Here is a 23,798-nt window from a genome sequence, read left to right as displayed (position 1 = left end):
TTTATTCTTTACTCATTTACAGCACTTATAAAACGAAGGAAAGCTTCCTGCCCTTCATTATCGCGCTTAAAGACACCAGCGTGGGCCAATATCGTAGAAAAAACAAGGCCTACTTCCTGCTGCAGAATGTGTCCGACGTTCTCCTGGTTTAATTCAGGGTGCTTTTCTTTTACCTGCCGCCCCCATTCAAGGTGTTTTGAAATGGTTTGATTGGACGCCATTTCTTTTGCAGGGTCATCCGTCAGCAAAGCTTCTGCCAGCTGCATCAGTTCGCTTTTCAGCCTGCCGGGCAGTACTGCAAGCCCCATTACTTCAATCAAACCAATATTTTCTTTTTTAATATGGTGCACTTCCTTGTGCGGATGAAAAATGCCCATCGGATGCTCATCAGACGTCCGGTTGTTTCGAAGCACCAGGTCCAATTCATACTTCTTGTCCCTGTATCGCGCAATCGGCGTAATCGTATGATGCGGTGTATCCCCTGTTTGTGAATACACTCCAACCGTTTCGTCATCGTAAGCCTGCCATTTTTTCCTAATCATCTCGGATGCTTGTACAACTTGATTCTTGTCTGAACCTTTCACACGGAGAACAGACATTGGCCACTTCACTTTACTGACTGTCACTCCTTGATAATCCTTCAAATGCTCTGTTTCTTCTTCCTCAGCACTCGCCATAGGAAACTCATATTTCCCCGCCTGGTAATGGTCATGGCTCAAAATCGATCCGCCGACAATTGGAAGGTCCGCATTAGAACCAATAAAATAATGAGGATACTGCTGAACGAAATCCAACAGCCTCTGAAACGTATTTACTGTAATCTTCATCGGCTCATGTGCCGCTGACAGGACAATCGCATGCTCATGGTAATAGACGTAAGGTGAGAACTGAAGGTGCCATTCTTCACCATTAAGATCGACAGGAATGGTCCGCAGATTTTGCCTTGCCGGGTGATTGAGCCTGCCTGCATACCCGACGTTTTCTTTACAAAGAAGGCATAACGGGTAATTGGATGTGGATGCTTTCTTTGCTGCTTCAATTTCCTTTGGATCTTTTTCAGGTTTGGAAAGATTAATCGTAATATCCAAATCCCCATATTCAGTTGGTGTTTTCCAGTTCATATTTTTTGCAATCCTGTTACGGCGTATATAATGAATGTCCTGATTCCATTCATAAAACCAGGCGGTAGCCGTTTCTATCCCGTCTGATTCTTCTTTTTTCCTGAAATCAGCTGTGACCCCGGAAGGCCGCTTCGCAAATACAGCCATTAACTTTGTATCAAGTAAATCTCTTTCTGTCACCGTATTGCTTGCCAGCCGTTCTTCCTTGGCTGCCCAATCCAGTATATCGTCAAGGATGTCAGCAAGAGAACGATTTTCATTCTCTTCATCAAGAGGCGCCTTATCAGCCTCATCAATCTCAAGAATCTCCATGAGCTGATTTTTACAAAAAACAGCGTCTTCCTCATCAATTAAATCTTTATTTACAGCATATTGTACCAGTTCATTTAACCGTTGATCTATTGTCATACTCTCATCTCCTTACGCGTTGGATTGGTAACCTCCGGGGTGACGCTGGTGCCATGCCCACGCTGTTTCAATAATTGATTCCAGATCCGCATATTCCGGTTTCCAGCCCAGGATTGTTTTTGCTTTCTCCGATGATGCTACAAGTACCGCAGGATCTCCGCTGCGGCGGGGTGCGATCTCACGGGGAATCTCTCTTCCGGTCACTTTGATTGCTGTATCTACGACTTCTTTTACGCTGAAGCCATTGCCGTTTCCAAGGTTGAAAACTTCAGAAGAACCGCCGTCACGAAGATAATCCAAAGCAATCAAATGAGCCTGAATAAGGTCTTTCACATGTATATAATCACGGATGCATGTCCCGTCCGGTGTATCATAATCGTCACCGAAAATCATTATTTTTTCCCTCTGTCCCAGAGCGACCTGCAGCACGATAGGGATCAAGTGTGTTTCCGGCTTATGGTCTTCGCCAATATCGATTGTCGGGTGCGCCCCGGCGACGTTAAAATATCTTAATACTACGTATTTTAAGTCATACGCTTCAGCACACCATTTCAACATCCGTTCTATAGCCAGCTTCGTTTCGCCATAAGGGTTCGTCGGAGCGGTCACCTCTGTTTCTTTAATAGGTACGTTTTCCGGTTCCCCGTAAGTGGCCGCAGTAGAAGAAAAAACGATGTGTTTAACGCCGTACTCAGTCATTTTTTTCAGCAGGCTTAACGCGCCATAAACGTTGTTGTCATAATACTGAAGAGGCTTCTCCATACTTACGCCTACAAGTGAATCAGCCGCAAAGTGAATAACTGAGTCAATGGCGTGATTTTGGAAGATATGATCGAGAATCTTTTCGTCTCTTAAATCACCTTCATAAAACACTGCCTCTTTAAGAACAGCTTGTTTGTGGCCTGTCTGCAGGTTATCGAGGACCACCACTTCTTCATTTTTTCCCAGAAGCTCTGCTGCCCCATGACTGCCGATGTAACCTGCTCCTCCGCAAATTAATACTGCCATTTCTTTCACTCTCCTTTTATGTTGGTTCTGCTATCTCAAGCTCCGGCTTTTTAGCCTTTAGTCGACATTGTTCCCTAACTCCCTTGTCCCGTCGCCAATATCCACCACATAGAACTCTGTCTCAATCCCTGTACGATTTTTATAAGTGTCAGCAATTCTTTTTAAAGTTTCCTCAAGACCTTCCTCTTTAATTAAATTAACTGTACATCCGCCGAAGCCTGCCCCGGTCATGCGTGCTCCAAGAACAGTCTCTTCCTTCCAGGCGGCTTCTGTCAAAGCGTCTAAATGGTCACCTGTCACTTCATAATCATCTCTTAACGAACGATGGGAATCATTCATCAGCTGGCCGAAAGCCGATACATCTCCTTCTTTCAGCGCCTGATGAGCTTTAATTGTCCGGGCATTTTCTTCAACGGCATGCTTAGCACGGCGGGCTGCTGTTTCACTTTTAATCACCTGGCGATTAGCACTGAACTCCTCAGGCGACAAATCACAAAGGTTTTGAATTGAAACAGCTTTCTGTAAATCAGCCAATGCTTCTTCACACTCCCGGCGCCGTTCATTATATTTTGAATCCGCAAGACCACGGCGTTTATTTGTATTGGCAAGAACAAGCTTAACCCCTTCCAGTTTTACCGGAGCATAGCTGTAGTCGAGTGTATTGCAGTCAAGAAGAACAGCGTGATCCTTCTTTCCCATACCGATGGCAAATTGATCCATAATGCCGCAGTTTACTCCGATATAGCGGTTTTCTGCCCGCTGGCAAAGCTGAACCATCGGAATACGGTCCATGCCGAACACGTTCTGGGCATCCCACGCAATCGCCATTGCGAGTTCAATTGAGGCAGATGACGAGAGTCCTGCTCCGTTAGGAATGTCTCCGTAAAAATACGCATCAAACCCTTTTCCTCCCGTGAAGCCTTCTTCACGGAACATATAAATAACTCCTTTAGGATAATTCGCCCAGTCGTGAGACTCCTCATAATCCAGATTATCAAGCGACGTCTCAATGATCCCCAGGTCAGGGAAATTATCTGAATAAAAGCGAAGTTTCCTGTCTTCTCTTGGTCTGATGACAATATACGTCCCCACACTTAATGCACATGGGAATACATACCCGCCATTATAGTCCGTATGCTCCCCGATCAGATTCACCCGTCCCGGTGACAAGTAAACTTTCGGACGCTCGTTTGTCTGAAACACTTCCTGAAACGATGAAATAAGGTTTTCACTCATCTTTTTTCACTCCCGTAAAAAATTATTGGTTGGTAATGCGAAGCCTTTCTTTATTAAATTATTTAATTAATTAGTTATATCTTATTTCCTTCTCATTTTTTAGTATACAACATAATAAATGAGAATGGAATCTTTATTAATAAATTTAATTAACTTTTAAAATTGTTGGTTGAAAGCTGAAGGGCGTGTTTTACAGGGGTGAGATTTTTGTCGAAATTTGTTATACGGTAGAGTTCGGGAGTTATACGGTAGAGTTGTACTTTTATAATGTAGAGTTCAGCATTTATACGGTAGAGTCCCTCAGCTATACGGTAGAGTTCCAAATTTATACGGTCGTACAGTTATATGGCAGAGCTCTAAAGGTAATAAAGGGCTGCTATTTTAGCAGCCCTTCCCCCTATATCGTCCACTTGTCAATTGTCACGCCAGTTAAATACCAGCCGCCATTGTTCTCTGCAAAAGAAAGAATCATGTTAGCCCAGTTCAGTTCCTCATCTGTCTCAGAGACATAATAACTGACGAACTCTCCATCGGGATAAACTTCTTCTACATTCACTTCGATATGGCCCCTGCTCTCTATTTCATTGACAAGTATTTCTTCTGCCTCCCGGCTGAAGTCACGGATATATACATAGTCTTCATAATACTCAGATGGGGTGAGAATAATTGGCTCACCTGATCCATCCTGAATTCCCCATTCATATTCTTCTTCATCCTCTGCAAACTCCTGAACCTCTTCCCTGCTGAACGTTAAATGCTCTTCAGGGTCTACGTGGCCGTAAGGAGAAAAACGGACGCCTTCCTCCGGGTGGACATAGTTTGCCAGACTTTGATAATCTTCATTCTCCAATGCAATTACGACGTCATCAGCCTTGTCGCGAAGTTCGTCATCCCCTGTTACTACGCTGTCCCCGTCGTTTTCGTTTCCCCTGTCATTTTCTGCATCATCTTCTTCAGTGCTGTTTTCCTGTTCATTCACCTGCTCTTCCAATTTTTCCATTTGTTCTTCCTTTTCAGCTAACTGTGCTTCTGTTTCTTTAAGTGCTGATTCTGTTTCTGAGAGATTTTGTTCCAGATCTTCAACTTCTGCCTCAAGCTGCTCAGTGCGATCACCGGTTGCCTCTCCGTTTCCATTGTTGCAGGCACTTAATACCAGCAGAGCACTTCCTGCGGTGAAGACTGATTTCCCTGGAGTAACCATTCAATCCCTCCATTAGTTATGTTACAGAACTTATTCCACTTGTTAAAAAATGTTAAACAGCCGCTTGTATCACTTAAGCTTCATCCTTTTTCTTTTTCCCGAAATAAAACAGGCCAAGAAGCAGCCAGCCAGTCATAATAATTGCTGCCACAATTAGGGAAGGAACAGGGCCGACAGCGATTATTAAAGGGACAGAAGCCGCTGTAACAAAACCTCCGCCTACAAAAATATCAAGCATCAGCTGTTTATAGCTGAATCCTTCTTTTGCGGGTGATTTAGTATTCGGGTCAGCCAGCTTTATTAACAGCAAACCTGCAGCGCTCATTCCCATCGCCTGACCTAAGTCGCCTATTGCCCGTTCAAACCAGTGATCTGTCATAATCTTAGGGGCAATAAACAGGAAGGCAAATAAGTTCCAGGCAATCGCAGTGACAGCCATAAGCAAAAATGGAATGAAGTGTTCTCCAATGACTGCAAGAGACAACGTTGCGATCGCTGAGGCTATCAGCAGATCCAGGGCAAGCCCCTGAATTCTGTTTACTACCCCTCGGTCTACCACGTTGTATTTAACAAACTTTGAAAGAAACAGCTGGACAATAACGGCACCGATCATAGCAAGCGGGAACAAAGGCAAATGGGTAAAAATTTCGATTTGCTCGATCCAAAGTGCCTCTTCAATCAGGATAATTCCCTCAAGAAGAACATAACCGACAGCAATAGCGACGCCAATGTAGCCCAGGTGGACGGTTAGCGTTTCAATAAATTCGGAGCGGGTTGTTTTTCTGCCAGCCGGTTCATCTTCCTGATTTTCTTCCGCAATAATCCCCCGTTTTTTTTCTTCGGATATATCACCCGGGTTTTCCAGTATAGCTGTCTTTCCTTTTCTGGCTCCCCAGTTGATCAGGCCCATCCCTAAGAAAACCACGCTCAGCACTCCGATTGTTGCTAATCCAACAGCAAGGTGCCTTCCTTCTTCAAATCCTACCCCTTCAAATGTTCCAGCTAGACCCGCAGCTGTCCCGTGTCCGCCTACAAAGCTGATTTCAAGAAGAGCCCCTGCGGCCGGATTCATGCCGAAAAAGGGAGTCAAAACTAAAAGAGCAAGAGTAATCCCCACGACATACATGCCCCATGAAATAAAATGGGCAAATGTAATCTGGGGGCCGGATATTTCCCACATTTTTTTTACTGAAGGAAAGGTCATTCCAAGAAACAGTGATGCAAATATAACGTTAATTAAAAGTCCCGGAAGTGTGCTCCAGATCTCCACCATGACTTCAGGGAACAAACCTCCGCTGTCAAACAGATTGATGCCCAGCCTGCCAAGCACTTCCGGACCTATAAGTAAACCTAACAAACCGGCAATCATCGAACTCGGTATAAAAAAGTTTTGGAATAAAGGTGTAAACACACGTATCCATTTACCAATTAAAAGCAGAATGCCGAGAATTATAAGGCTAAAACCTGCGACTTCCGGTGTAAGCGCCATACCGCTCCCCCCCTAATAAAAATAGCGTCCTTTGTCGTATAGTGTCTGTATACCATTTATTAGGAGCATTAAAACGGCGGAATTATAAATCATTAATGATTCATGCCATCGGCTGATTCCCGCTCAGTCTCTTTTTTGCTATGATATTAATTCAGTTTAAATTTAAGAAAGGAAAAACACAGCATGAGATATTTCACTCATATTACCACTTCATTATCGGCGGTAGTGTTACTTGGCGATGCTATCCCTGTAAATGTAGACACAACTTCCACACTTGCAGTTTCCGGACTTTTGCTTGGCTCTGTCCTTCCTGATATTGATGAAAGCAGATCGTGGATCGGCCGGAGAATTCCGGGGTTATCCTCCATCACTAAAACACTGTTTGGCGGACACCGCGGGCTCACTCACTCAGGGCTTATCCTTCTCCTAATGGCAGCCGGGACGGCTCATTTTTCAAATGAATTTCTTCTTGGCCTGTTTCTTGGTGTTATTTTGCATATTCTTGCAGATTTCTTTTCCGTCGGAGGCATTCCTCTTCTTTACCCTTTCTCTAAAAAACGCTCCCAGATCGCTCTGTATCGGACAGGCACATGGAGCGAAGGTGTGATTTTGGTTGCCGGTGCAGCTGTATTAGTAAATCATTTATTGCCGCTGTTTTAAAAATATTTTTGGAGAAAGAAGATGCTGGCGGGAAGCGAGCATCTTCTTTGACTTATATAAAGCTCCCCTTTATACTTTATTTTTGTAAGTACTAAACTTTTTTATTGTAAAATGAATGGAGGAACTGAAAATGTCAAAAGTATTATTTATTAAAGCTAATCCAAGACCTGAGGATCAATCTGTAAGTGTTAAAATGTATAATACATTTATTTCAAACTATAAGAGTGAAAATCCTGAGGATGAAATCGAGGAGCTTGATTTATTTCAGGAAAATTTACCTTACTACGATACAGATAAAATTAACGGCATGTTTAAACAAGCCAGTGGCCTGGAGTTAACACCCGCTGAGCAGGAAGCTGCTGACACAGTTAACACTTATTTAAACCAATTTCTTGAAGCTGATAAAGTCATGTTTGCTTTTCCTCTTTGGAATTTTACCGTGCCAGCTGCGCTCCATACCTACCTGGACTACCTGGCTCAAGCCGGAAAGACGTTTAAATACACGGCAGAAGGACCTGTCGGCCTGTTAACAGATAAAAAAGCCGTGTTATTAAACGCACGCGGCGGAGTCTATTCTGAAGGTCCTGCACAGTCCGCTGAGATGGCTGTTAATTATGTTAAAAACTTACTGGCTTTCTGGGGAATCACAAATATTCAAACAGTCATCGTTGAAGGCCATAACCAGTTCCCGGATAAAGCGGAAGAATTGATTCAGGAAGGCATTAAGGAGACAGCAGCGGCAGCACAGCAGTTTTAATTAAGTGAGGTTGACTGCCGGCTACAATTAAACGGTATGCAGCTCCTGCGGAAAACGAATTAAAACGAGAGTCTTCAGCGCAGTCTTTCCGGGCTGGCCTGAAGCGAATCCGGGGAAAGCCCAGTAACGGGTTCTTCTTAATGACTCTGCTTACTAAAACAAGGGTGTCACCAAATGACTTTGGGACGCCCTCTTTTTTTTATCCGAAAAAAAGTTTAAAGAATCCCATACTGAACAAAACAAAAAATGGAAGAAGATTCCCATACTGCTGATATTTAAAAACCCTGGAATGATGGGCTAAGAAAAGTCCGAACAGAAAAAACAGGGCAAATTGAATGCCTGCAAAAACAGGAAAATAAGTGCCTATGGCATCAAAACCGGCCAACAGCCCAAACCCTATATTGTCTACATTTATAATAAGGAAGATTTTAAGAGCCACAGCACGTTTGAAAAGCCCTTCGCCATCTATTAAATGAAATACACTGAGAATGAGCAGGAAAACCCCCGATATTTTATTAAAAAGGTGAAAAGGAATGACGTCTTCCAAAACAAGGCCAATCTGATAAAAAGCCCATAAAATGAGAGCCGTGCCCACAGTCAGCAGCAGAAAATGAATTAAGGGAAAATACTGCTTCCTGTACCCGATCAGCCACCCCCATATAAATCCGTCGAAACTTATAAAAAAAATCATGAACAACGTTGAGAAAAAAGCCATCTCCTCCACCGCCTCCCCCACATTTATATGCTTGCCCGCACCAAAATATAAGACATGGAATTAAATGGGGGGTCTGACCCCAAATCTTCAGGTTTAATTATTATAAATAGGTGGAAAATAACAAAATAGGTTTTGAATAATTTATTCAAAAAGGAAGGGATGATTAAGTAATGGACGCAAAAATGCAAGAATTAATTGACGGATTAAATGAGGACTTAGCTAACGAGTATGCAGCAACAATCATGTATACGTACAACGCAGCAGTTGTAACAGGATTATACCGCCAGGTACTCAAGCCATTTTTCGAAGGAGAAGTCGCAGATGAGGCCGGCCACGCGCTTTACCTGTCTGAAAAAATTAAAACATTGGGCGGAACTCCAACAACTACACCTGCACCTGTTAAACAGCTCACTGATGTAAAAGACATGCTTGAAGAAGCTATGCAGGCTGAGATTGACACTATTAACCGTTATGAAACACGTAAAGAACAGGCAGAAGCTTTAGGTTTAACTGAACTGACAGTCAAACTGGATGATTTCATCGCTGATGAAACAGGCCACAAAGAAGAAATGGCCCGTCTGCTTGAAGATTCCCGTTTCTAATAAGACATGACATTAAGCTCCTCTTAATCCTAAGAGGAGCTTTTTTACTGCTCGCTTCAAAAATAAATAATTTATTTCTCTGCTTCTTCAATCTCCAGATTTTTTCACTCTTTCATTTCTGTCAGATGCCTCTTTTTGTAACTAACCAAAAACATATAGTATGGGTTTGAACCGAACTCAATCCGGTACTTAAGTGCCCAATAAGGGCTCAAGGTGTTGTGAAACCTATAAGTGTGTTACTGTTAAACTAAGGCAGAAATGAAAGGAGCTCATATATGGAGCTTATTATTTACACAAAGCGGTTAATAGTTGCTGCCTGTTCTCCTCAGTTTTTTCCTGTCATGCAGACAGAGTCTTATAACCAGCGTCCCCATATTTCAGCTCACTTGAACAGCCTGAAGAAAGATCCTTCTTTATATGGCTGGGGACCGTGGCTTATTCTTCTAAGAAAAAATTCCCGGGTTATAGGTGACATAGGGTTTAAAGGAAAGCCTGATTCCAAAAAATCAATAGAAGTAGGATACGGCATCATAACTTCTGAACGGAACAGGGGCTATGCCACAGAAGCCTTGGAAGCTTTGGTTAATTGGGCTTTTTATATTAAAAATGTCAAATGTATCACAGCTTTATGCCGGCATGATAATTATTCATCTATCCGCGTGCTCGAAAAAATGAAAATGGTAAGGTTAAAAGAAGAACACCAGATGATTCACTGGCATTTGAAAGCCAATTTAAAAACGCCCTCATGAGCAGGGCGTTTTTTTGCCGGGTTAAAGAAAGCTTGTTTATAACCGTCTTTCCTATTGGCTCTGTTAAACTATGTTGTTCGACATTTACCTTTAACAAACCATGCCTGTCTAAAGCAGGTTTATTTTCTTTTCAGGTTCCTTCGTCTGCAACTCTTCCTTATCGAATCCGAGCCACTCAGAAAATTCCTCCATGGTCGGATAACGGTTATAAAAAGCGAGTTTGCCGTCAACAACAACTGCTGGAAGCGCATCAGGCCCCTCTTTTTCTAATAGCTCATTAACTCCTTTATGAGTAACAAACGGGTCCGGCTCCTGGGCTAAATTATATCTTTTAACGTTGTATCCGTTATTTACAAGTTTTAGATGCAGCCTTGAAATACGCGTTAGCTCAGGGTCTACATCCGGTCCGCAAACGCCTGTAGGACAGCAAAGCGCCGGGTCAAAAATCTCAATTTTTTTTCCATGGTTATCACCCTTGTTTTTTTGGAATAGTTGTACAAATCACGCGTTTACCATTTGAATTTAAGTCTTCTACTTCATGTTTCTTTGAAGGAAGATCTGCTAATATCCTTTTTAACATCTCCAGGTTCGGGTAGTCTTCGTTAAGACTGTAAAACTTCCATTGACCCTGGCTTCTGATTTTAATTAAAGAAGCTTCACGCAGTTTTTTCAGGTGCTGGCTGACTGCAGGCTGGCTCATCCCTAACAAATCAATTAGATTACAGACGCACAATTCATCTTCATACAAATACAGAAGAATTTTTAGCCGGTTTTCATCATTCATCATTTTAAATAAACGGGTATATTCCTCTAACGAACTAGACTTTGTTAACTCCACCGCCATACACCCTTTCTTTTTTAATGTATATAAAAATTTTATTATATAACCAATAATTTATATTCTACCAGTTTACTCCCTAACCTTCAAATATATTCGGCAAAGAAGGCAGTAAGTGGGGGTCATAACTGGGGGTCAGACCCCCCAGTTACTGGAAAAGCTGGTTCTGCGGGAGAACCAGCTTCAATAGCCTTATATTTAATTTTCAGGATCTTCCCCTACGATTTTCGCTTCGAGTTCAAGGTCTACTCCGAAGTTTTCTTTCACTTTATTTCGGACCATTTCAATTGTCGCGATATAATCAGTTGCTGTACAGCTATTTTTATTTACAATAAAACCGGCGTGTTTTGTAGAAACTTCTGCACCGCCTACGCCTTTTCCCTGAAGCCCGCTGTCCTGAATCAGCTTTCCTGCAAAATATCCCGGCGGGCGCTTAAATACGCTTCCTACAGAAGGGAATTCAAGCGGCTGTTTGGATTCTCTTTTATAAGTAAGGTCCGCCATTGTTTCTTTAATTTGCGCTGGATCTCCCTCTTCCAGATTAAACACCGCTTCCAGGACGATATATTTCTTTTTCCCTATTATACTCGTGCGGTAATCCAGTTCGAGCTCATCTTTTTGAAGCGTAAGCAGCTCTCCATCCTGCGTTACCACCTTGACATGGTCAATCACATCTTTTACTTCACCGCCGTAAGCCCCGGCGTTCATAACCATTGCCCCGCCGATCGACCCCGGGATGCCGCAAGCAAACTCCAGACCCGTTAAGCCGTGTATCAGAGCTAGTTGAGACGCGTCTTTGATATTTGCTCCTCCCTGGGCAATCAGCTGTGTCCCTTCTACTTTCAGACCTGACAGCCGGGCTAAATGTAAGACCAGCCCCCTTAAGCCCCCGTCCCGGACGATCATATTTGATCCATTTCCAAGAAGCATAAAGGGTAAATCATGTTTATTTCTTAACCTGACTATTTCTGCCACTTGCTCATGCGTTTCAGGAATAACAAACAAATCAGCTTTACCGCCAATCTGTGTAAGAGTATGTTTACTCATGGGTTCATCTTTTAAAACATTCTCTTCGCTGCAAATCGTGATTAATTCTTCATAGATGTTATTAACGTGCATATATTTTCCCTCTTTTAATTTAGTTATTATGATATTATAATCATTTACCTTAAAAAGTTGAACAAAAGAATTACTTTAACCTCACATGTTGTTTTCGTACGTTATTATTTTAAACAACTTAGTCCTTAAAACCAAGTCTTAATAAAGGAAACGTCACCTTTTAAACGGTTTTCACACATTTTCAAGGCCAAAATACTCTATTTTTTAAAATTTCATTGACATTAAAACCACAGGGGTTATATAATTCACATGTTGAAAATATAAAACCTCGTTAGGTGAGGCTCCTGTATGGAGATACGCTACTGCCCAAAAACGTCCAAAGACGCCAATGGGTCAACAGAAATCATCGACATAAGGTGATATCTAATGTAGCTGGCTCCGCCCTATGCCATACAGTGCTAAAGCTCTACGAATGGAGGCTCGTGGCGGTCTGGTTCGCCACGCTTAGTTAAAATCGGACTTTAACACCTTCATTCTGAGATGAAGGTGTTTTTTTATTTCCAGCAGCTGGGGGGTCAGACCCCCCAGTTACTGGAAAAATAAACGAAAGGTAAGGAGTGATGTGGAATGGACTCGGTTCCCGAACCCAGTTTAAAATTTGTGAAATTTGTAAAAAGAATACTAACAGGGGCCCATTCACTCACTCTTTTGATAATGGCGTCCCCCTTATAAACAAGGAGGCCCCACAACATGGTTAAACTAACTGAACAAAACCGTGAAGAGTATGCACAATCTGTTATAGGGGCTGTTGATGCCGGAAATATTCAGCAGTTCCGCCAGCTCTTCTTTGAATTGCATCCTCAAGACCAGCTTGATATCTACTTGACTATGAATAAAGAGCAGAGAAAGCATTTATACGACTATCTTTCTCCAGACGAATACGCTGAAGTGTTTGAGGAATTAAATATTGACGAACAAAAACACTATTTACAGGAATTAGACCAGACTTACGCCCAGGACGTTATCTCTCATATGGCTGCCGATGATGTCGCAGATTTCCTTGGAGAAATGAACGAATCAAAAGCTTCCGCCATTATCGAAGGTCTTGAAGAAGAAGACGCACGTGACATCAAAGAGCTGCTCGGCTATGAGGAAGACACAGCCGGTGCAATTATGACTAAAGAGTTTATCAGCCTGCGTGCCAGCTCAACAATCAGAGAGGTTATTGAACTATTAAGACAGGAAGGCCCAGATGCTGAGACGATCTATTACCTCTATGTGACCAATGAAAAACATGAACTTGTCGGAGTGGTTTCCTTACGGGATCTTATTACAGGCAACCCTGATGACCTGGTCGAAACGGCTATGAGCAGCCGGGTTGTGTCAGTTAAAACAAATGAAGACCAGGAAAACGTCGCCCGTCTTTTCAAAAAATACGACTTCCTTGCCGTTCCGGTTGTAACAGGAAACCGTAAATTAGTTGGGATTATCACAGTGGACGATATCCTGGATGTCATGGAAGAAGAAGCGACAGAGGACCTCGGCGAATTTGCCGCTTCACGTGGCGCGACAGATTTAAAGATTTCTCCTTTCACTGCCGCAAAAAAACGCGCGCCTTGGATTATTCTTCTCATGTTTTTTGGAATGGTTACGGCCAATGTCATTGGTCAATTCGAAGAGACTCTGGAAGCAGTCGTTCTTCTCGCAGGATTTATTCCATTAATTATGGACTCTGCAGGTAATACAGGGACTCAGTCACTCGCTGTAGCCGTCCGTTCCCTTGCCCTTGGTACTCTTGAGAAAAAAGGGCTTGGAAAAATGGTGCTGAGAGAATTCAGCACAGGTATTATGCTTGGTTTAATGTGTGCTGTCACACTAATGATAATCATACCAATCCTTCACGGAAGCGTATGGCTTGCTTTTATTGTCGGCACTTCCATTTTCTTGTCTCTAAGCATTGCTACTGTAATCGGTACGATTGTGCCGTTAGCTATTAACAAAATGAAACTGGACCCCGCTATCGCATCAGGGCCGTTTATCACTACAGTAAATGACATTATCGGCTTGTTAATCTATTTTTCTATTGCGACAGCTTTATTAACTTATCTCTAATCAATTACAGACCTAAAAGATCCCCGGAGCCTGAAACGATTCAAGGCTGCCCGGAAGCATTTACTATAAATATAACAATTTAATATTCCCTTACGTTAGGTGAGGCTCCTGTATGGAGATACGCTGCTGCCCGGAAATGTCGAGAGACACCAACGGGTCGAACAGGAACACATCGTTAAGGTGGTTCTTAACGCAGCTGGTGTTGCAACCTTATGCCATACAGTGCTAAAGCTCTACGGAGAACTGTCTTTCAAATGTTTTTTGGAAATCCCTCTTCTCTTGTAGAAGGGGGATTTTTTATTAGGAGGTGACCGGATATGATCTTATTACAGCTTGAATTTCTCCTGCAGCTTTTTCTTGCCAGTTTGTTCGGGCTTTTCATGGGAATTGACCGTCAAATGAAACATAAACCTTTAGGGTTAAAAACGTGTACCATTATAGCTACAGCCAGTTGCCTGTTAACAATTGTTTCTGTTCAGTCATTCCACACATTTGCGTCGTCCGTCTACAGCAATATGGACCCTATGCGGCTGGCTGCCCAGATCGTCTCAGGGATAGGTTTTATAGGGGCAGGAGTGATTTTACGCCGAAATAATGATGTCATTTCAGGATTGACCAGCGCTGCGCTTATATGGACCGCAGCCGGGCTTGGCATCGCCATCGGCGCCGGTTTTTATTTGGAAGCTTCCGCAGGGTTTTTGCTTATTATGTTTTCAATTAATATTATCCCTAATCTTATCAAAAGAATTGGGCCGGCAAGCCTTCGGACGAGAGATGTCTCAGTCAAAGCACTCATGCACCCAAACCAGAGGATGACCGATATAATTAAAGCTATTGAGTCAGGCAGCAACGGCAACGGCCAGATCCACATCCGTCATATGAAAATAACCGATACTCCAGAAGGGAAACAGCAGCTGGATTTGAAATTAAATGCTCCGGAAGACCAATATACCTCCGAAATTTATTATTTAATAAAAAAAATTGATGCTGTCATTACTCTGGAAGTCGAACATTTATAAAAGAAAGAGGTGTTTAACTTGAAACTCTCACTTCACAACCGCCAGGAATACACTTACTATCTGCTTTTTTACTTGAAAAACGGAAAGTATGACCTTTTTAATAAAGACTTTCTGCGCCTCCATCCTGCCGACCAGGTAGCATTCATTGAAGAGTGCAGCGAGGGACTGAGAAAAACAATTTACAGTCTTCTATCAGTCGATGACTTAAAAGAATGTTTTCCTTCCCTGGCTTTCCCATTGCAAAAAGAGCTTTTTGTTTATTTGGAGGAAAACGATCTGAAGAACCTTCTTAATGGGTTATCCCAGGATGATTTGGCGGATTGCCTGCAGCAGCTTCCTGACCATATCAGTCATTATTACTTACTGAAACTCGGTATAAATGAAGCCAAAGAAATGGAAAAGCTCATGGGTTATCCTGCCGGGTCTGCCGGGGCACTCATGACTACCGAATTTCTAACTTTAAATGAAAATGATACGGCTGATTCTGTATTAACCTCAATCAGGAAGACAGGCAAGCTAAAAGGAACGGTCTATTACCTGTTTGTCACTGGAGAAAACACCTCAAGCCTGATCGGTGTTGTCTCTCTTAAAGAAGTTTTAACTGCATCCCCGGAAGTGCCGTTAAAATCGCTTATGACCACCGATTTTTTGTCAGTAACCCCCTCAACTGATGAAACACACGTTTATCAAATCTTCCAAAGGTATGGTTTGCTTGCATTGCCTGTCCTTGAAGACAGCCGCCTTGTTGGCATTATTACGTTTGATGATGCTATGCGGGCAGCCTTATCTGAAAGTGTCACCAATCTTCCGAAACGGAAAGTTCTTAAGCCCCATCGTACGGCCGGCAAAAAATCGTTTAAGATGAAATTCTTCTCGATTTTTACGTAAAAAATCTTCTCAGATGTTAAAATAGACGCAATCCGATCTTAAATGAGGTGAGAGCTTGTACACAGTATTTTCAACCTTTGACGTGCCGGCTGAAAAAGCGGAGGAAGTCATTGATATATACAGAAACCGGTCCCGTATAGTGGATGAAGCGCCGGGATTTGTTGATTTTTACCTGCTTCAGAACGACAAAAATGCCGGCGAAATTACTGTTCAGCTTTTTTTTGAATCAAAAGAAAGTTATCTTGAATGGGTCCGTGGAGAAGACTTTAAGAAAATTCATGATCTGGAGAAAAAATACCCCGACCAGGAACTTGCCCAAATCGTGCCTAAAGTCGGCCAATTTAAAGTAGTGGCCAGATAAATTCACTCTGCAGGCTGCAGTAAGAGGCTGGCACAAAAGAATAGTAATCAAAAAGAAAGCCGAACAAAATTTTTGAATTTTGTTCGGCTTTCTTTTTGAGAAAAGGAGTGATTTCAGTCCGCCAAGCGGACGCTTGCCCAGGGGCTTGTCTTTAGTTTCAGCCTCATTACTGTCTCGTCTGGTCGAGAGTATTTAACACAGAAGGACGTGTATTTTTCATCGGCATAGGCGTCCTGAACAGAATATCAACAAACGCTTTTCCGTTAAATGGAATGAACGGCCATAAATATGGCGTATTCATCGTTTTTAAACTTGCCAAAGAAATAATAAACAGAGCGGTCCCGCCTACAAAACCTGCAACCCCAAATAAAGAGGTCGCAACGAGCAGCAATATTCTTATAATCCTGTTTGATATACTCATCTCATAACTAGGTGTCGCATAGCTCGACAAGGCCGCTAAAGCAATATAAAGAATTACTTCGTGCGTGAAAAGGCCTACCTCAATGGCAACCTCCCCTATCAATATAGCCGCGACAAGACCAAGGGCGGTGGCAAGCGCGTTCGGTGTATGAATGGCCGCCATCCGCAAGATTTCCAGCCCCACTTCAGCTATCAGAAACTGGGCGATAAGCGGAACGGCTCCAGTATCATCCGGGCCGATGTAATCCACAAAGTCCGGGACTATTTCAGGAACTGTCGCATACAAAAACCATAGCGGCAATAAAAATATTGACGACCAGACAGCGATAAACCGGACCCACCTTAGAAAAACACCAATAACTGGCTCCTGACGGTATTCTTCGGCATGCTGCAGGTGATGCCAGTAAGTGGTTGGGCAGATCATTACGCTCGGTGAACCGTCGACAAAGATAAGCACATGCCCTTCAAGCACATGAGTGGCAGCTGTATCAGGCCTTTCCGTGTATCTGACTAACGGGTATGGAAGCAGATTCTTCTTAAACATAAACTCTTCCACCGTTTTTTCTGCCATCGTCAACCCGTCTATTTTTATTGCCTCCAATTTTTCTTTTACTCTTTTAATTAACTCAGGATCTGCCACACTGTCTATGTAAGCGATGGAAATGTCCGTTTTTGACCTGCGTCCGACCTGCATAAACTCCATGACAAGTGACCGGTCCCGAAGCCGTCTTCTCATTAGACCGGTGTTAAATACTAGAGTCTCAACAAATCCGTCACGCGGGCCGCGAACCACCCGTTCAATATCCGGTTCTTCCGGGGACCTGCCGGGATACTCCCTGATGTCCACGAGAATTGCTTCCTCACAGCCTTCAATAATAAACGCCGCCTGTCCCGCCAGCGTCTGGCTGATGACCTCCTCCAAATCCTCTGTTGTCTCCACTTCCAAATGAGGGATCAGCTTCTGGACAAGAATGGTTATCGGATCACCTTCCAGGTCCTCCTTATTTAAAAAGGATAAATGCCTCATGATATGGACCATCACTTCGTCTTTTGCAAAGGCATCGACAAAGAACAGCCCGAACTTCCGCTCACCATAAACGAGCTTATGGTGAATGAGATCAAAGTTATCTTCTATTCTCATTTCTTTTCTTAAGTACTCTATATTTTCTTCAAATGTATCAAAAAGGGGTTTTTCAGTCCCGCTCATTTTAAGTCCACCTCATTCTTGCAACATTACCGTTAAGATGACCTTTTAAAGGCAAGATTATACAGTGCCCAAAATTAAAAACGCACCCGGAAGGATGCGTCTTTATCAAAATATGAAGAGGAGAGCCGCCACTGTAAAACAGTATATTGCAAAGTAAAGCAGCTTGCCTCGTGTGACTACATTAATTAAAAGTTTAATAGCAAATACAGACACGACTAAAGATGTAATAAATGCAGCAATATATAACACAAGAAAGTCGTTGTCCACTACTGTGCGAATAATAGTTGGCGTTTCAAGCACAAGACTTCCTATACTGACCGGAATGGACATAAAAAAGGAGAATTTCAAAGCTGTTTCTGCCTCGATTTTTCTAGCCAGGGCAGCTACAATCGTAGCACCAGAGCGGCTGATGCCAGGTGCTAATGCGACCGTCTGGGCCAGGCCGATAATGATAGCATCTGTATAAGTAATCCCTTCGTCAGTTTTATGTCCCCTTAAATTTCTAATCAGCCATAAAGCGGCCCCTGTAATCATAAGAGCCGTCGCTACAGCCGTTATGTGGGTCAGTTCTCCCCCAATAAAACCTCGAAATAACCCTCCAACCACAACAGCCGGCACAGTTGCTGCGATAATCAGGAGCGACAGTTTAAATGACGTTTTCGTTTCTTCCGACGGGCGCCTGACATGATTCAGTGTATCGCGAACCATCAGTATTAAATCTGACTTATACACAATAAACACGGCAAGCAGAGAAGCCCCGTTTAAAAAAACTTCAAAATGCAGATCAGGAACATCTACCCCGAAAAAATACGATACAATTCTTAAATGTCCACTTGATGAAACAGGCAGCGGTTCAGTGGCCCCTTGTATAATGCCTAAAAATATGTATTGCAAAATTTCTATTAAATCCATATATGTACCCCTTTTAATAAATATAAAGCAATTTTATTGGCCATAGGGCCCTGATGGAAACTAAAACTTAAAGCGAGTTAAATCATATCATAGTTACTAGTCCCGATTGTTAAATTTAAGTAAAGATTAAATAAAAATAAGTTTACCCGGCCAAAAGTTTCAGCCGGGTAAAGCTTCCATAATATTTATTTCTTAAACTTCACAGCAAAAGCTGTATACACGGCCGGTACGATAACAACTGTCAGCAATGCCGAGAACAGCAAACCTGAAATGATTGAAATAGCCAGCGGCACAAACAGCACGTCACCGCTTAAAGCTACGGGAGTCAATGCACCAATGGCAGTAAATGCCGTTAACAGAATCGGCCGCAGCCTTACCCTGCCTGCTTCAACGACAGCATCTTCAATTGACATGCCGTCAGCTCTGCGCTGCTTAATAAACTCGAGCAGCACGATGGAATTCCGGACCACGATCCCGGCCAGGGATACAATGCCCATGAGCGCCATGAACCCTAGACCTGTCTGGGTCAGGAACAAACCGACGACAGCGCCTGCGCTTGCTATATGAACCGTACTCATAACAAGGATAGGAATCGTCAAGGAATAGAACTGGATTGCCATGACGATATAAATCAGGAATAACACAACGAGAAACAATGTAAACAATTCAAGGATGAAATCTGTTCTCGCTTCAGTCTCTCCTCCTAAGCTTACTGTATAGTCTTCGCTTACTGATTCCCTGACATCATCCGTGATCGCTTTGATTTCTGATTCAAGTACTTCATCATTATCGTTAGCCGGGAAGACTCTTACTGTAATTGTTCTGACACCGTCTTCCCTCAGCACTTGCGGTATCTCTTCAGATTCAGTTTCTTCGAGGAGAGTATCAAGTGCGATCAGTTCCGGCGGGCCGCCCTGACCTTCACCCTCTTCTTCTGCCTGGCTCGGCACCTCAATATCTGATAAATCCAGCTCGCCACCCTCCTCAACTCTATCCAGGGTCAGCTGCAAATCTATCGCGTCCTGATCGGTACGGAAAGTCATTAACGGAATTCCGTCTGTACGCAAGCCAATTTGTTCGCTGATCTGGCTCATCGTAATTCCATTTTCTTCCATTTCTTGTCTGACAGGCTCATAGACGACCGTTGGACGAAGCGGTCCCATATCGTCCAGCACTGTGCCGCTTTCAGGCAGCTCTGCAATACGCTCCTGCAATTCATTACTCATGTCTATCAGCGTGTCCACCTCAGGCCCTTGAAGCATAATTGCCACAGGCGCCCCTACCGGCGGACCTGATTCAATTGTTGTCAGTTCCACTTCTGCCTCAGGGAATTCATCCTGCAATGGTTCTGTCCATCTGGAAATTGTTTCCTGGGCTGACTGCTCCTCACGATTTGTGCGGAGCATCAGATTTCCTGTCTCTTCACTGCTGTTGTAAATCCCATCTCCAAACAGCGGGGGGAGGCCATCTCCAGCGTAAACAGCCGTTTCGAATATATTCTCGTCCTCAGCCAGCACATACTCTCTCATCTGCTGAAGGGTTTCTTCAGTATCTTCTATAGCTGTCCCGGCCGGCATCCGTACTTCCACCGTAACCTCCTGCCGGTCAGTATCCGGGAAGAATACCACAGGGATGAATGGAATCAGCCCGTAAAAACTCGTTGTTACAATAAATCCAATAATGGCAACTTTCCAAGGGTGGCGTACCACTCTTCTTAAAACAGAGTCACTGTACCAGTCAGATAAGGAATTCAGCTGTTTGCCTAACAGGCCGTCCCTCGGCGCCTTGCGTGACTTATTCTTTTTCCGCCGCTGCTTCTTTTGTCTCCATACGAGAAAAATAGGGACGAACGATAAAGCGACTATCGTAGAGGCCAGAATTGTTGCAATAAGCACCGTCGGAAGCGCGCGGATAAAGTCCCCGTTGCCGCCAGAAATAAAGACTAAAGGTAAAAATGTAAAGACAATTGTTAAAGTTGACGTAATAATAGAAGCTCTGACTTCTTTGGAGCCTTTTAATGCCCCTTCGAGCGGATCATAGTTTTGTCTGTATTTATGCCTGATATTGTCCCCGACTACGATCGCGTCATCAACGAGAATACCCAAGGCAATAATCATCCCGATTATGGAAATCTGATTCAGGTCCACGTTAAAAAACGGAAGCGGGATCAATCCGATAAGAACAGACGTCGGAATGGCCAAGGCTACAATAACAGCTGACGACCAGTTTAAGCCGAGGAGGGTGACCACAACAACCGAGAGCCCTGCCAAAGCAAAGGAAAAAGCCAAATCTCCGAAAATCTCATCTACTATCGTTTTTTGAGTGTAGAATAAATCAATTTCCATTTCTTCCGGCAAGTCCTGTGCAAGGGCCATTACCCGCTCATCCACGTCATCGTGAAGTTCTGGAATGTTCACTCCGCTCCCTGGTATGACAGTAAACGAAACAGCAGGCGTTTCTTCAAAGGTAATTAAATCTTCAGGGGTTTCATTCATTATTCCCACATCAGCAATATCTTCCAAATAAACCGATTCACCTTCAAAGTCCTGTCCGACAAAAATTGAACTGATTTCTTCTTCATCTTCCAAAACAGACAAAGCGAGCTGGACATTCTCGCCGTCTATCTGCTGCACCCCTAAAGGCTGAGTATTTAACTCCTCCTCAACCGCCTGAATCACATCAGGAAGCTGCAGGCCGCTGCCAAAAAGCTCGTCGGAATCCACATTAATCATAAAATACTGATCAGGGAAACCTTTCACAATCGTGCGGTCTACACCGGGCAAAGCTTCAACTTCCCCCTGCCAGTCTTCAAGCATATTTTTAAGCTCGTATAACTCCTCTCTGTCTTCATGCAAGATATGATAGCTTGATAAACCGCCTAAACTCACTTGCTGGGAAAAATCTGGTGTGACAGCTTCGTCAGGCAGATCACCTTCTGTCCTTAAAATGGCCTGCTGAATCTCTGTAAACACCTCATTCCTATCTGCGTTTTCTTCCAGCTCAATGACTATGTTTGAAAAACCGGAGGTAGACACCGAACTCATTTCACTAATGCCGTCGATATTTTCAACAGCTTCTTCCAAAGGAATCGTCACTTGCTGCTCCACTTCTTCAGGGGCGCCGCCCGGATACGGGGTATTAATAATTCCTATATCAAAAGAAAATTCAGGGACTTCCCTCTGCGGAAGCTGAAAGAGTGTCAGAACTCCTACGACTACAAGGATAAATATAAACATCATGGTTATTTTAGGGCGTTTAATAATTGCATTAAACATGTTGGTGCCTCCTGTCTTATTTATGTTCTATTATGTATTGCATAATGACAGTTGTGTCATTTTAATCTATAAAAAATCAGCCTTTACAGCCGTTCATGACGAGATCATAAACTTCATCCACCCACTGGCCAAGACTGTTATGGTGGACAGGAACTTGAACCGTTGACATCAGAAGACCTGTCATCGTAGCCATGTGAATATCTTCCCTGATTCGTCCGGATTCCTGCTCCTTTTTTAAGATGTGGTGGATTTTATTTTTCATTTCTCCAAACAAGGTGTACATCACCCGGATATTTTCTTCCACTTTTGGCGTGGCTTTCTGGTTAATATAAGGCATAATTTGAAGCATCTGATGCATATTGGCGTACCTTGACCATACTCTGATCAGCTGCTTAACCGGATACTCTGCCTCAAAAGCCTCATCCATGTTTTCAACGGCTCTTTCCAGCAGCCGCACCATGTAGCTTGTGATTAGCTCTTCTTTGTTTGGATAGTAATTATAAATCGTGCTTCTTGCCACTCCCAGCCTTTCTGCCAATGCTTTAAAATGAAACTCGGCATAACCTGACTCCATTATGAGTTTTTCAGTTTCCTGAAAGAGCTGAGCTTCGTCTATCGTCTTTTTTCTGCTCATAGCGGTCTCCTTTATTTTGCCCCTGGAAAAAATAAATTGATACTGCTGTATACCCTGGTTTATATTATCTATAACATATTTGTACAACTTTTTTTCACTTTTTGTCAAACTTATTTACTGGAAAATTATTATTGGCAAAATATTTTTACTTTTACCGTTTAAAGCAACCTTATTGCTTGAATGCTAAGTGGCATGCTATGTTTTTTACTGGACTAAAGATCATATTTAAATTTTAAAAGGAGGATATTATGTATTTTTTAAGAAAAACAAGGATGCCAGCCTTAGTTGCTGGTCTGTCCATGACTCTTATACTTGCAGCTTGCGGTGGAGACACTAATAACGACACCGGAGAGACCGGTGAGACTTCCCGGTGGGATGAAATAGAGGAGGAAGGCACTTTAAAAGTTGCTACTTCAGGAACTCTGTACCCAACATCTTTTCATTCCGATGAGACGGATGAATTAACCGGATTTGAAGTTGAAATTACCCGAGAGGCAGCTGATCGTCTCGGGCTGGAAGCTGAGTTTACAGAAATGGGATTTGACGGGATGCTCACTTCAATCCAGAGCGGCCAAATAGATATTGCCGTTAATGACATTGATATTAATGAACGCCGGGAAGAGGACTTTCTTTTTACCGACCCTTATAAATTTTCCTACGGGTCAATGATTGTCCGTCCTGATGACTATTCAGGCATTGAAACACTCGAAGACCTTGAAGGCAAACGCCATGGCGGCGCTGCCACGACTATTTACATGGAGATTGCCGAAGAATACGGGGCTGAAGGCGTGACATATGAAAATGTCACAAATGATACGTATTTACGGGATATAGAAAATGGCAGGCTGGACGCCGTGATGAATGATTATTATCTTCAGTCTCTGGCCATTGAAGCACTTCCTGAAATTGATGTCGTCATTCATCCTGATTTATTTTATCATCCGAATAACCAGGCAATGATTATGAACCAGGATAATACGGAACTTCACGAAAACCTGAACCGCGTGATTAATGAGATGCTGGAAGACGGCACGATAACCGAGCTGTCTGAACAGTTTTTCGGAGGCCAGGACGTGTCGCAGGAACCTGACATTGATTTCGCAGACGAAGATTAAAGGAGAAGAAGC

At 43.1% G+C, this 23,798-nt stretch carries 22 protein-coding genes and 2 riboswitches; of the genes, 9 read left to right on the top strand and 13 right to left on the bottom strand.

All coding sequences use genetic code 11. The features are described from left to right. Positions 1-8 precede the first annotated feature (8 nt). The 5 genes from galT to K8O68_RS16925 all read right to left on the bottom strand — a co-directional run bounded on the left by galT (position 9) and on the right by K8O68_RS16925 (position 6,463). Entirely contained in the window at positions 9-1,529 is a 1,521-nt protein-coding gene (gene galT / locus K8O68_RS16945) for a UDP-glucose--hexose-1-phosphate uridylyltransferase (protein WP_230897976.1), read from the bottom strand. A 12-nt stretch (positions 1,530-1,541) separates the two neighbouring features. Next, positions 1,542-2,537 (bottom strand): UDP-glucose 4-epimerase GalE, encoded by a 996-nt coding sequence (galE, locus tag K8O68_RS16940; protein ID WP_230897975.1) that lies wholly within the window; start codon positions 2,535-2,537, stop codon positions 1,542-1,544. 57 nt (positions 2,538-2,594) lie between these two features. Further along, the gene (locus K8O68_RS16935) at positions 2,595-3,773 is read right to left on the bottom strand and encodes a galactokinase (RefSeq protein WP_230897974.1); all 1,179 of its coding nucleotides are present in this window, start codon (positions 3,771-3,773) and stop codon (positions 2,595-2,597) included. Positions 3,774-4,170: 397 nt separating this feature from the next. Then, the gene (locus tag K8O68_RS16930) at positions 4,171-4,974 is read right to left on the bottom strand and encodes a coiled-coil domain-containing protein (RefSeq protein WP_230897973.1); all 804 of its coding nucleotides are present in this window, start codon (positions 4,972-4,974) and stop codon (positions 4,171-4,173) included. 73 nt (positions 4,975-5,047) lie between these two features. Then, positions 5,048-6,463, bottom strand: a complete 1,416-nt coding sequence (locus K8O68_RS16925) for a sodium/glutamate symporter (RefSeq protein WP_230897972.1) — start codon at positions 6,461-6,463, stop codon at positions 5,048-5,050. A 183-nt stretch (positions 6,464-6,646) separates the two neighbouring features. Between K8O68_RS16925 and K8O68_RS16920 the strand changes: the two genes are divergently transcribed. Then, positions 6,647-7,123, top strand: a complete 477-nt coding sequence (locus K8O68_RS16920) for a metal-dependent hydrolase (RefSeq protein WP_230897971.1) — start codon at positions 6,647-6,649, stop codon at positions 7,121-7,123. A 130-nt stretch (positions 7,124-7,253) separates the two neighbouring features. Then, entirely contained in the window at positions 7,254-7,880 is a 627-nt protein-coding gene (locus K8O68_RS16915) for an FMN-dependent NADH-azoreductase (RefSeq protein ID WP_230897970.1), read from the top strand. Positions 7,881-8,079: 199 nt separating this feature from the next. Here K8O68_RS16915 and K8O68_RS16910 read toward each other — a convergent pair whose 3' ends face one another. After that, positions 8,080-8,595, bottom strand: a complete 516-nt coding sequence (locus tag K8O68_RS16910) for a hypothetical protein (RefSeq protein ID WP_230897969.1) — start codon at positions 8,593-8,595, stop codon at positions 8,080-8,082. Positions 8,596-8,765: 170 nt separating this feature from the next. Here K8O68_RS16910 and K8O68_RS16905 point away from each other — a divergent pair, with 170 nt between their 5' ends. Together K8O68_RS16905 and K8O68_RS16900 are read left to right on the top strand one after the other, a co-directional pair. Continuing rightward, positions 8,766-9,197 (top strand): ferritin-like domain-containing protein, encoded by a 432-nt coding sequence (locus tag K8O68_RS16905; RefSeq protein WP_093055209.1) that lies wholly within the window; start codon positions 8,766-8,768, stop codon positions 9,195-9,197. A gap of 275 nt (positions 9,198-9,472) precedes the next feature. Then, positions 9,473-9,946, top strand: coding sequence for a GNAT family N-acetyltransferase (locus tag K8O68_RS16900; protein ID WP_230897968.1), 474 nt, complete (start codon positions 9,473-9,475; stop codon positions 9,944-9,946). A gap of 108 nt (positions 9,947-10,054) precedes the next feature. Here the strand turns inward: K8O68_RS16900 and arsD are convergent, their stop codons facing one another. The 3 genes from arsD to murB form a co-directional block, all read right to left on the bottom strand. Beyond that, entirely contained in the window at positions 10,055-10,393 is a 339-nt protein-coding gene (gene arsD / locus K8O68_RS16895) for an arsenite efflux transporter metallochaperone ArsD (RefSeq protein ID WP_370640542.1), read from the bottom strand. A gap of 22 nt (positions 10,394-10,415) precedes the next feature. Beyond that, positions 10,416-10,784, bottom strand: a complete 369-nt coding sequence (locus K8O68_RS16890; RefSeq protein WP_230897967.1) for an ArsR/SmtB family transcription factor — start codon at positions 10,782-10,784, stop codon at positions 10,416-10,418. A 198-nt stretch (positions 10,785-10,982) separates the two neighbouring features. Further along, positions 10,983-11,903, bottom strand: a complete 921-nt coding sequence (gene murB, locus K8O68_RS16885; protein WP_230897966.1) for a UDP-N-acetylmuramate dehydrogenase — start codon at positions 11,901-11,903, stop codon at positions 10,983-10,985. A 260-nt stretch (positions 11,904-12,163) separates the two neighbouring features. Further along, positions 12,164-12,328, top strand: a riboswitch (M-box (ykoK) riboswitch). A gap of 265 nt (positions 12,329-12,593) precedes the next feature. Between murB and mgtE the strand changes: the two genes are divergently transcribed. The 4 genes from mgtE to K8O68_RS16865 all read left to right on the top strand — a co-directional run bounded on the left by mgtE (position 12,594) and on the right by K8O68_RS16865 (position 16,223). Continuing rightward, complete coding sequence (mgtE, locus tag K8O68_RS16880; RefSeq protein ID WP_230897965.1) at positions 12,594-13,955, top strand: magnesium transporter; 1,362 nt, start codon at positions 12,594-12,596, stop codon at positions 13,953-13,955. Between the two features lie 84 nt (positions 13,956-14,039). Continuing rightward, positions 14,040-14,205: riboswitch (M-box (ykoK) riboswitch) on the top strand. A gap of 67 nt (positions 14,206-14,272) precedes the next feature. Then, positions 14,273-14,974 (top strand): MgtC/SapB family protein, encoded by a 702-nt coding sequence (locus tag K8O68_RS16875; protein WP_230897964.1) that lies wholly within the window; start codon positions 14,273-14,275, stop codon positions 14,972-14,974. 18 nt (positions 14,975-14,992) lie between these two features. After that, positions 14,993-15,862 carry a CBS domain-containing protein gene (locus K8O68_RS16870; RefSeq protein ID WP_230897963.1) on the top strand — a complete coding sequence of 290 codons (870 nt, stop codon included), beginning with the start codon at positions 14,993-14,995 and terminating at the stop codon, positions 15,860-15,862. Positions 15,863-15,917: 55 nt separating this feature from the next. Next, positions 15,918-16,223 (top strand): antibiotic biosynthesis monooxygenase family protein, encoded by a 306-nt coding sequence (locus tag K8O68_RS16865; RefSeq protein WP_230897962.1) that lies wholly within the window; start codon positions 15,918-15,920, stop codon positions 16,221-16,223. A 166-nt stretch (positions 16,224-16,389) separates the two neighbouring features. Here K8O68_RS16865 and K8O68_RS16860 read toward each other — a convergent pair whose 3' ends face one another. The 4 genes from K8O68_RS16860 to K8O68_RS16845 form a co-directional block, all read right to left on the bottom strand. After that, the gene (locus K8O68_RS16860) at positions 16,390-17,850 is read right to left on the bottom strand and encodes a spore germination protein (RefSeq protein ID WP_230897961.1); all 1,461 of its coding nucleotides are present in this window, start codon (positions 17,848-17,850) and stop codon (positions 16,390-16,392) included. A gap of 105 nt (positions 17,851-17,955) precedes the next feature. After that, a complete protein-coding gene (locus K8O68_RS16855) occupies positions 17,956-18,762 on the bottom strand; it encodes an undecaprenyl-diphosphate phosphatase (RefSeq protein ID WP_230897960.1) in 807 nt (268 codons plus the stop codon). Positions 18,763-18,947: 185 nt separating this feature from the next. After that, positions 18,948-22,037 carry an efflux RND transporter permease subunit gene (locus K8O68_RS16850; RefSeq protein ID WP_230897959.1) on the bottom strand — a complete coding sequence of 1,030 codons (3,090 nt, stop codon included), beginning with the start codon at positions 22,035-22,037 and terminating at the stop codon, positions 18,948-18,950. A gap of 76 nt (positions 22,038-22,113) precedes the next feature. Next, the gene (locus K8O68_RS16845) at positions 22,114-22,671 is read right to left on the bottom strand and encodes a TetR/AcrR family transcriptional regulator (RefSeq protein ID WP_230897958.1); all 558 of its coding nucleotides are present in this window, start codon (positions 22,669-22,671) and stop codon (positions 22,114-22,116) included. A 248-nt stretch (positions 22,672-22,919) separates the two neighbouring features. On the opposite strand from K8O68_RS16845, the gene K8O68_RS16840 reads away from it, so the two are divergent. Next, positions 22,920-23,786 carry a transporter substrate-binding domain-containing protein gene (locus K8O68_RS16840; RefSeq protein ID WP_230897957.1) on the top strand — a complete coding sequence of 289 codons (867 nt, stop codon included), beginning with the start codon at positions 22,920-22,922 and terminating at the stop codon, positions 23,784-23,786. Positions 23,787-23,798 lie beyond the last annotated feature (12 nt).

The organism is Salipaludibacillus sp. CUR1 (assembly GCF_021028955.1).
Taxonomy (GTDB): Bacteria; Bacillota; Bacilli; order Bacillales; family Salisediminibacteriaceae; genus Salipaludibacillus.
Note: the sequence above shows the minus strand (reverse complement) of the source record. Positions and strands in the feature narration are given on the sequence as shown.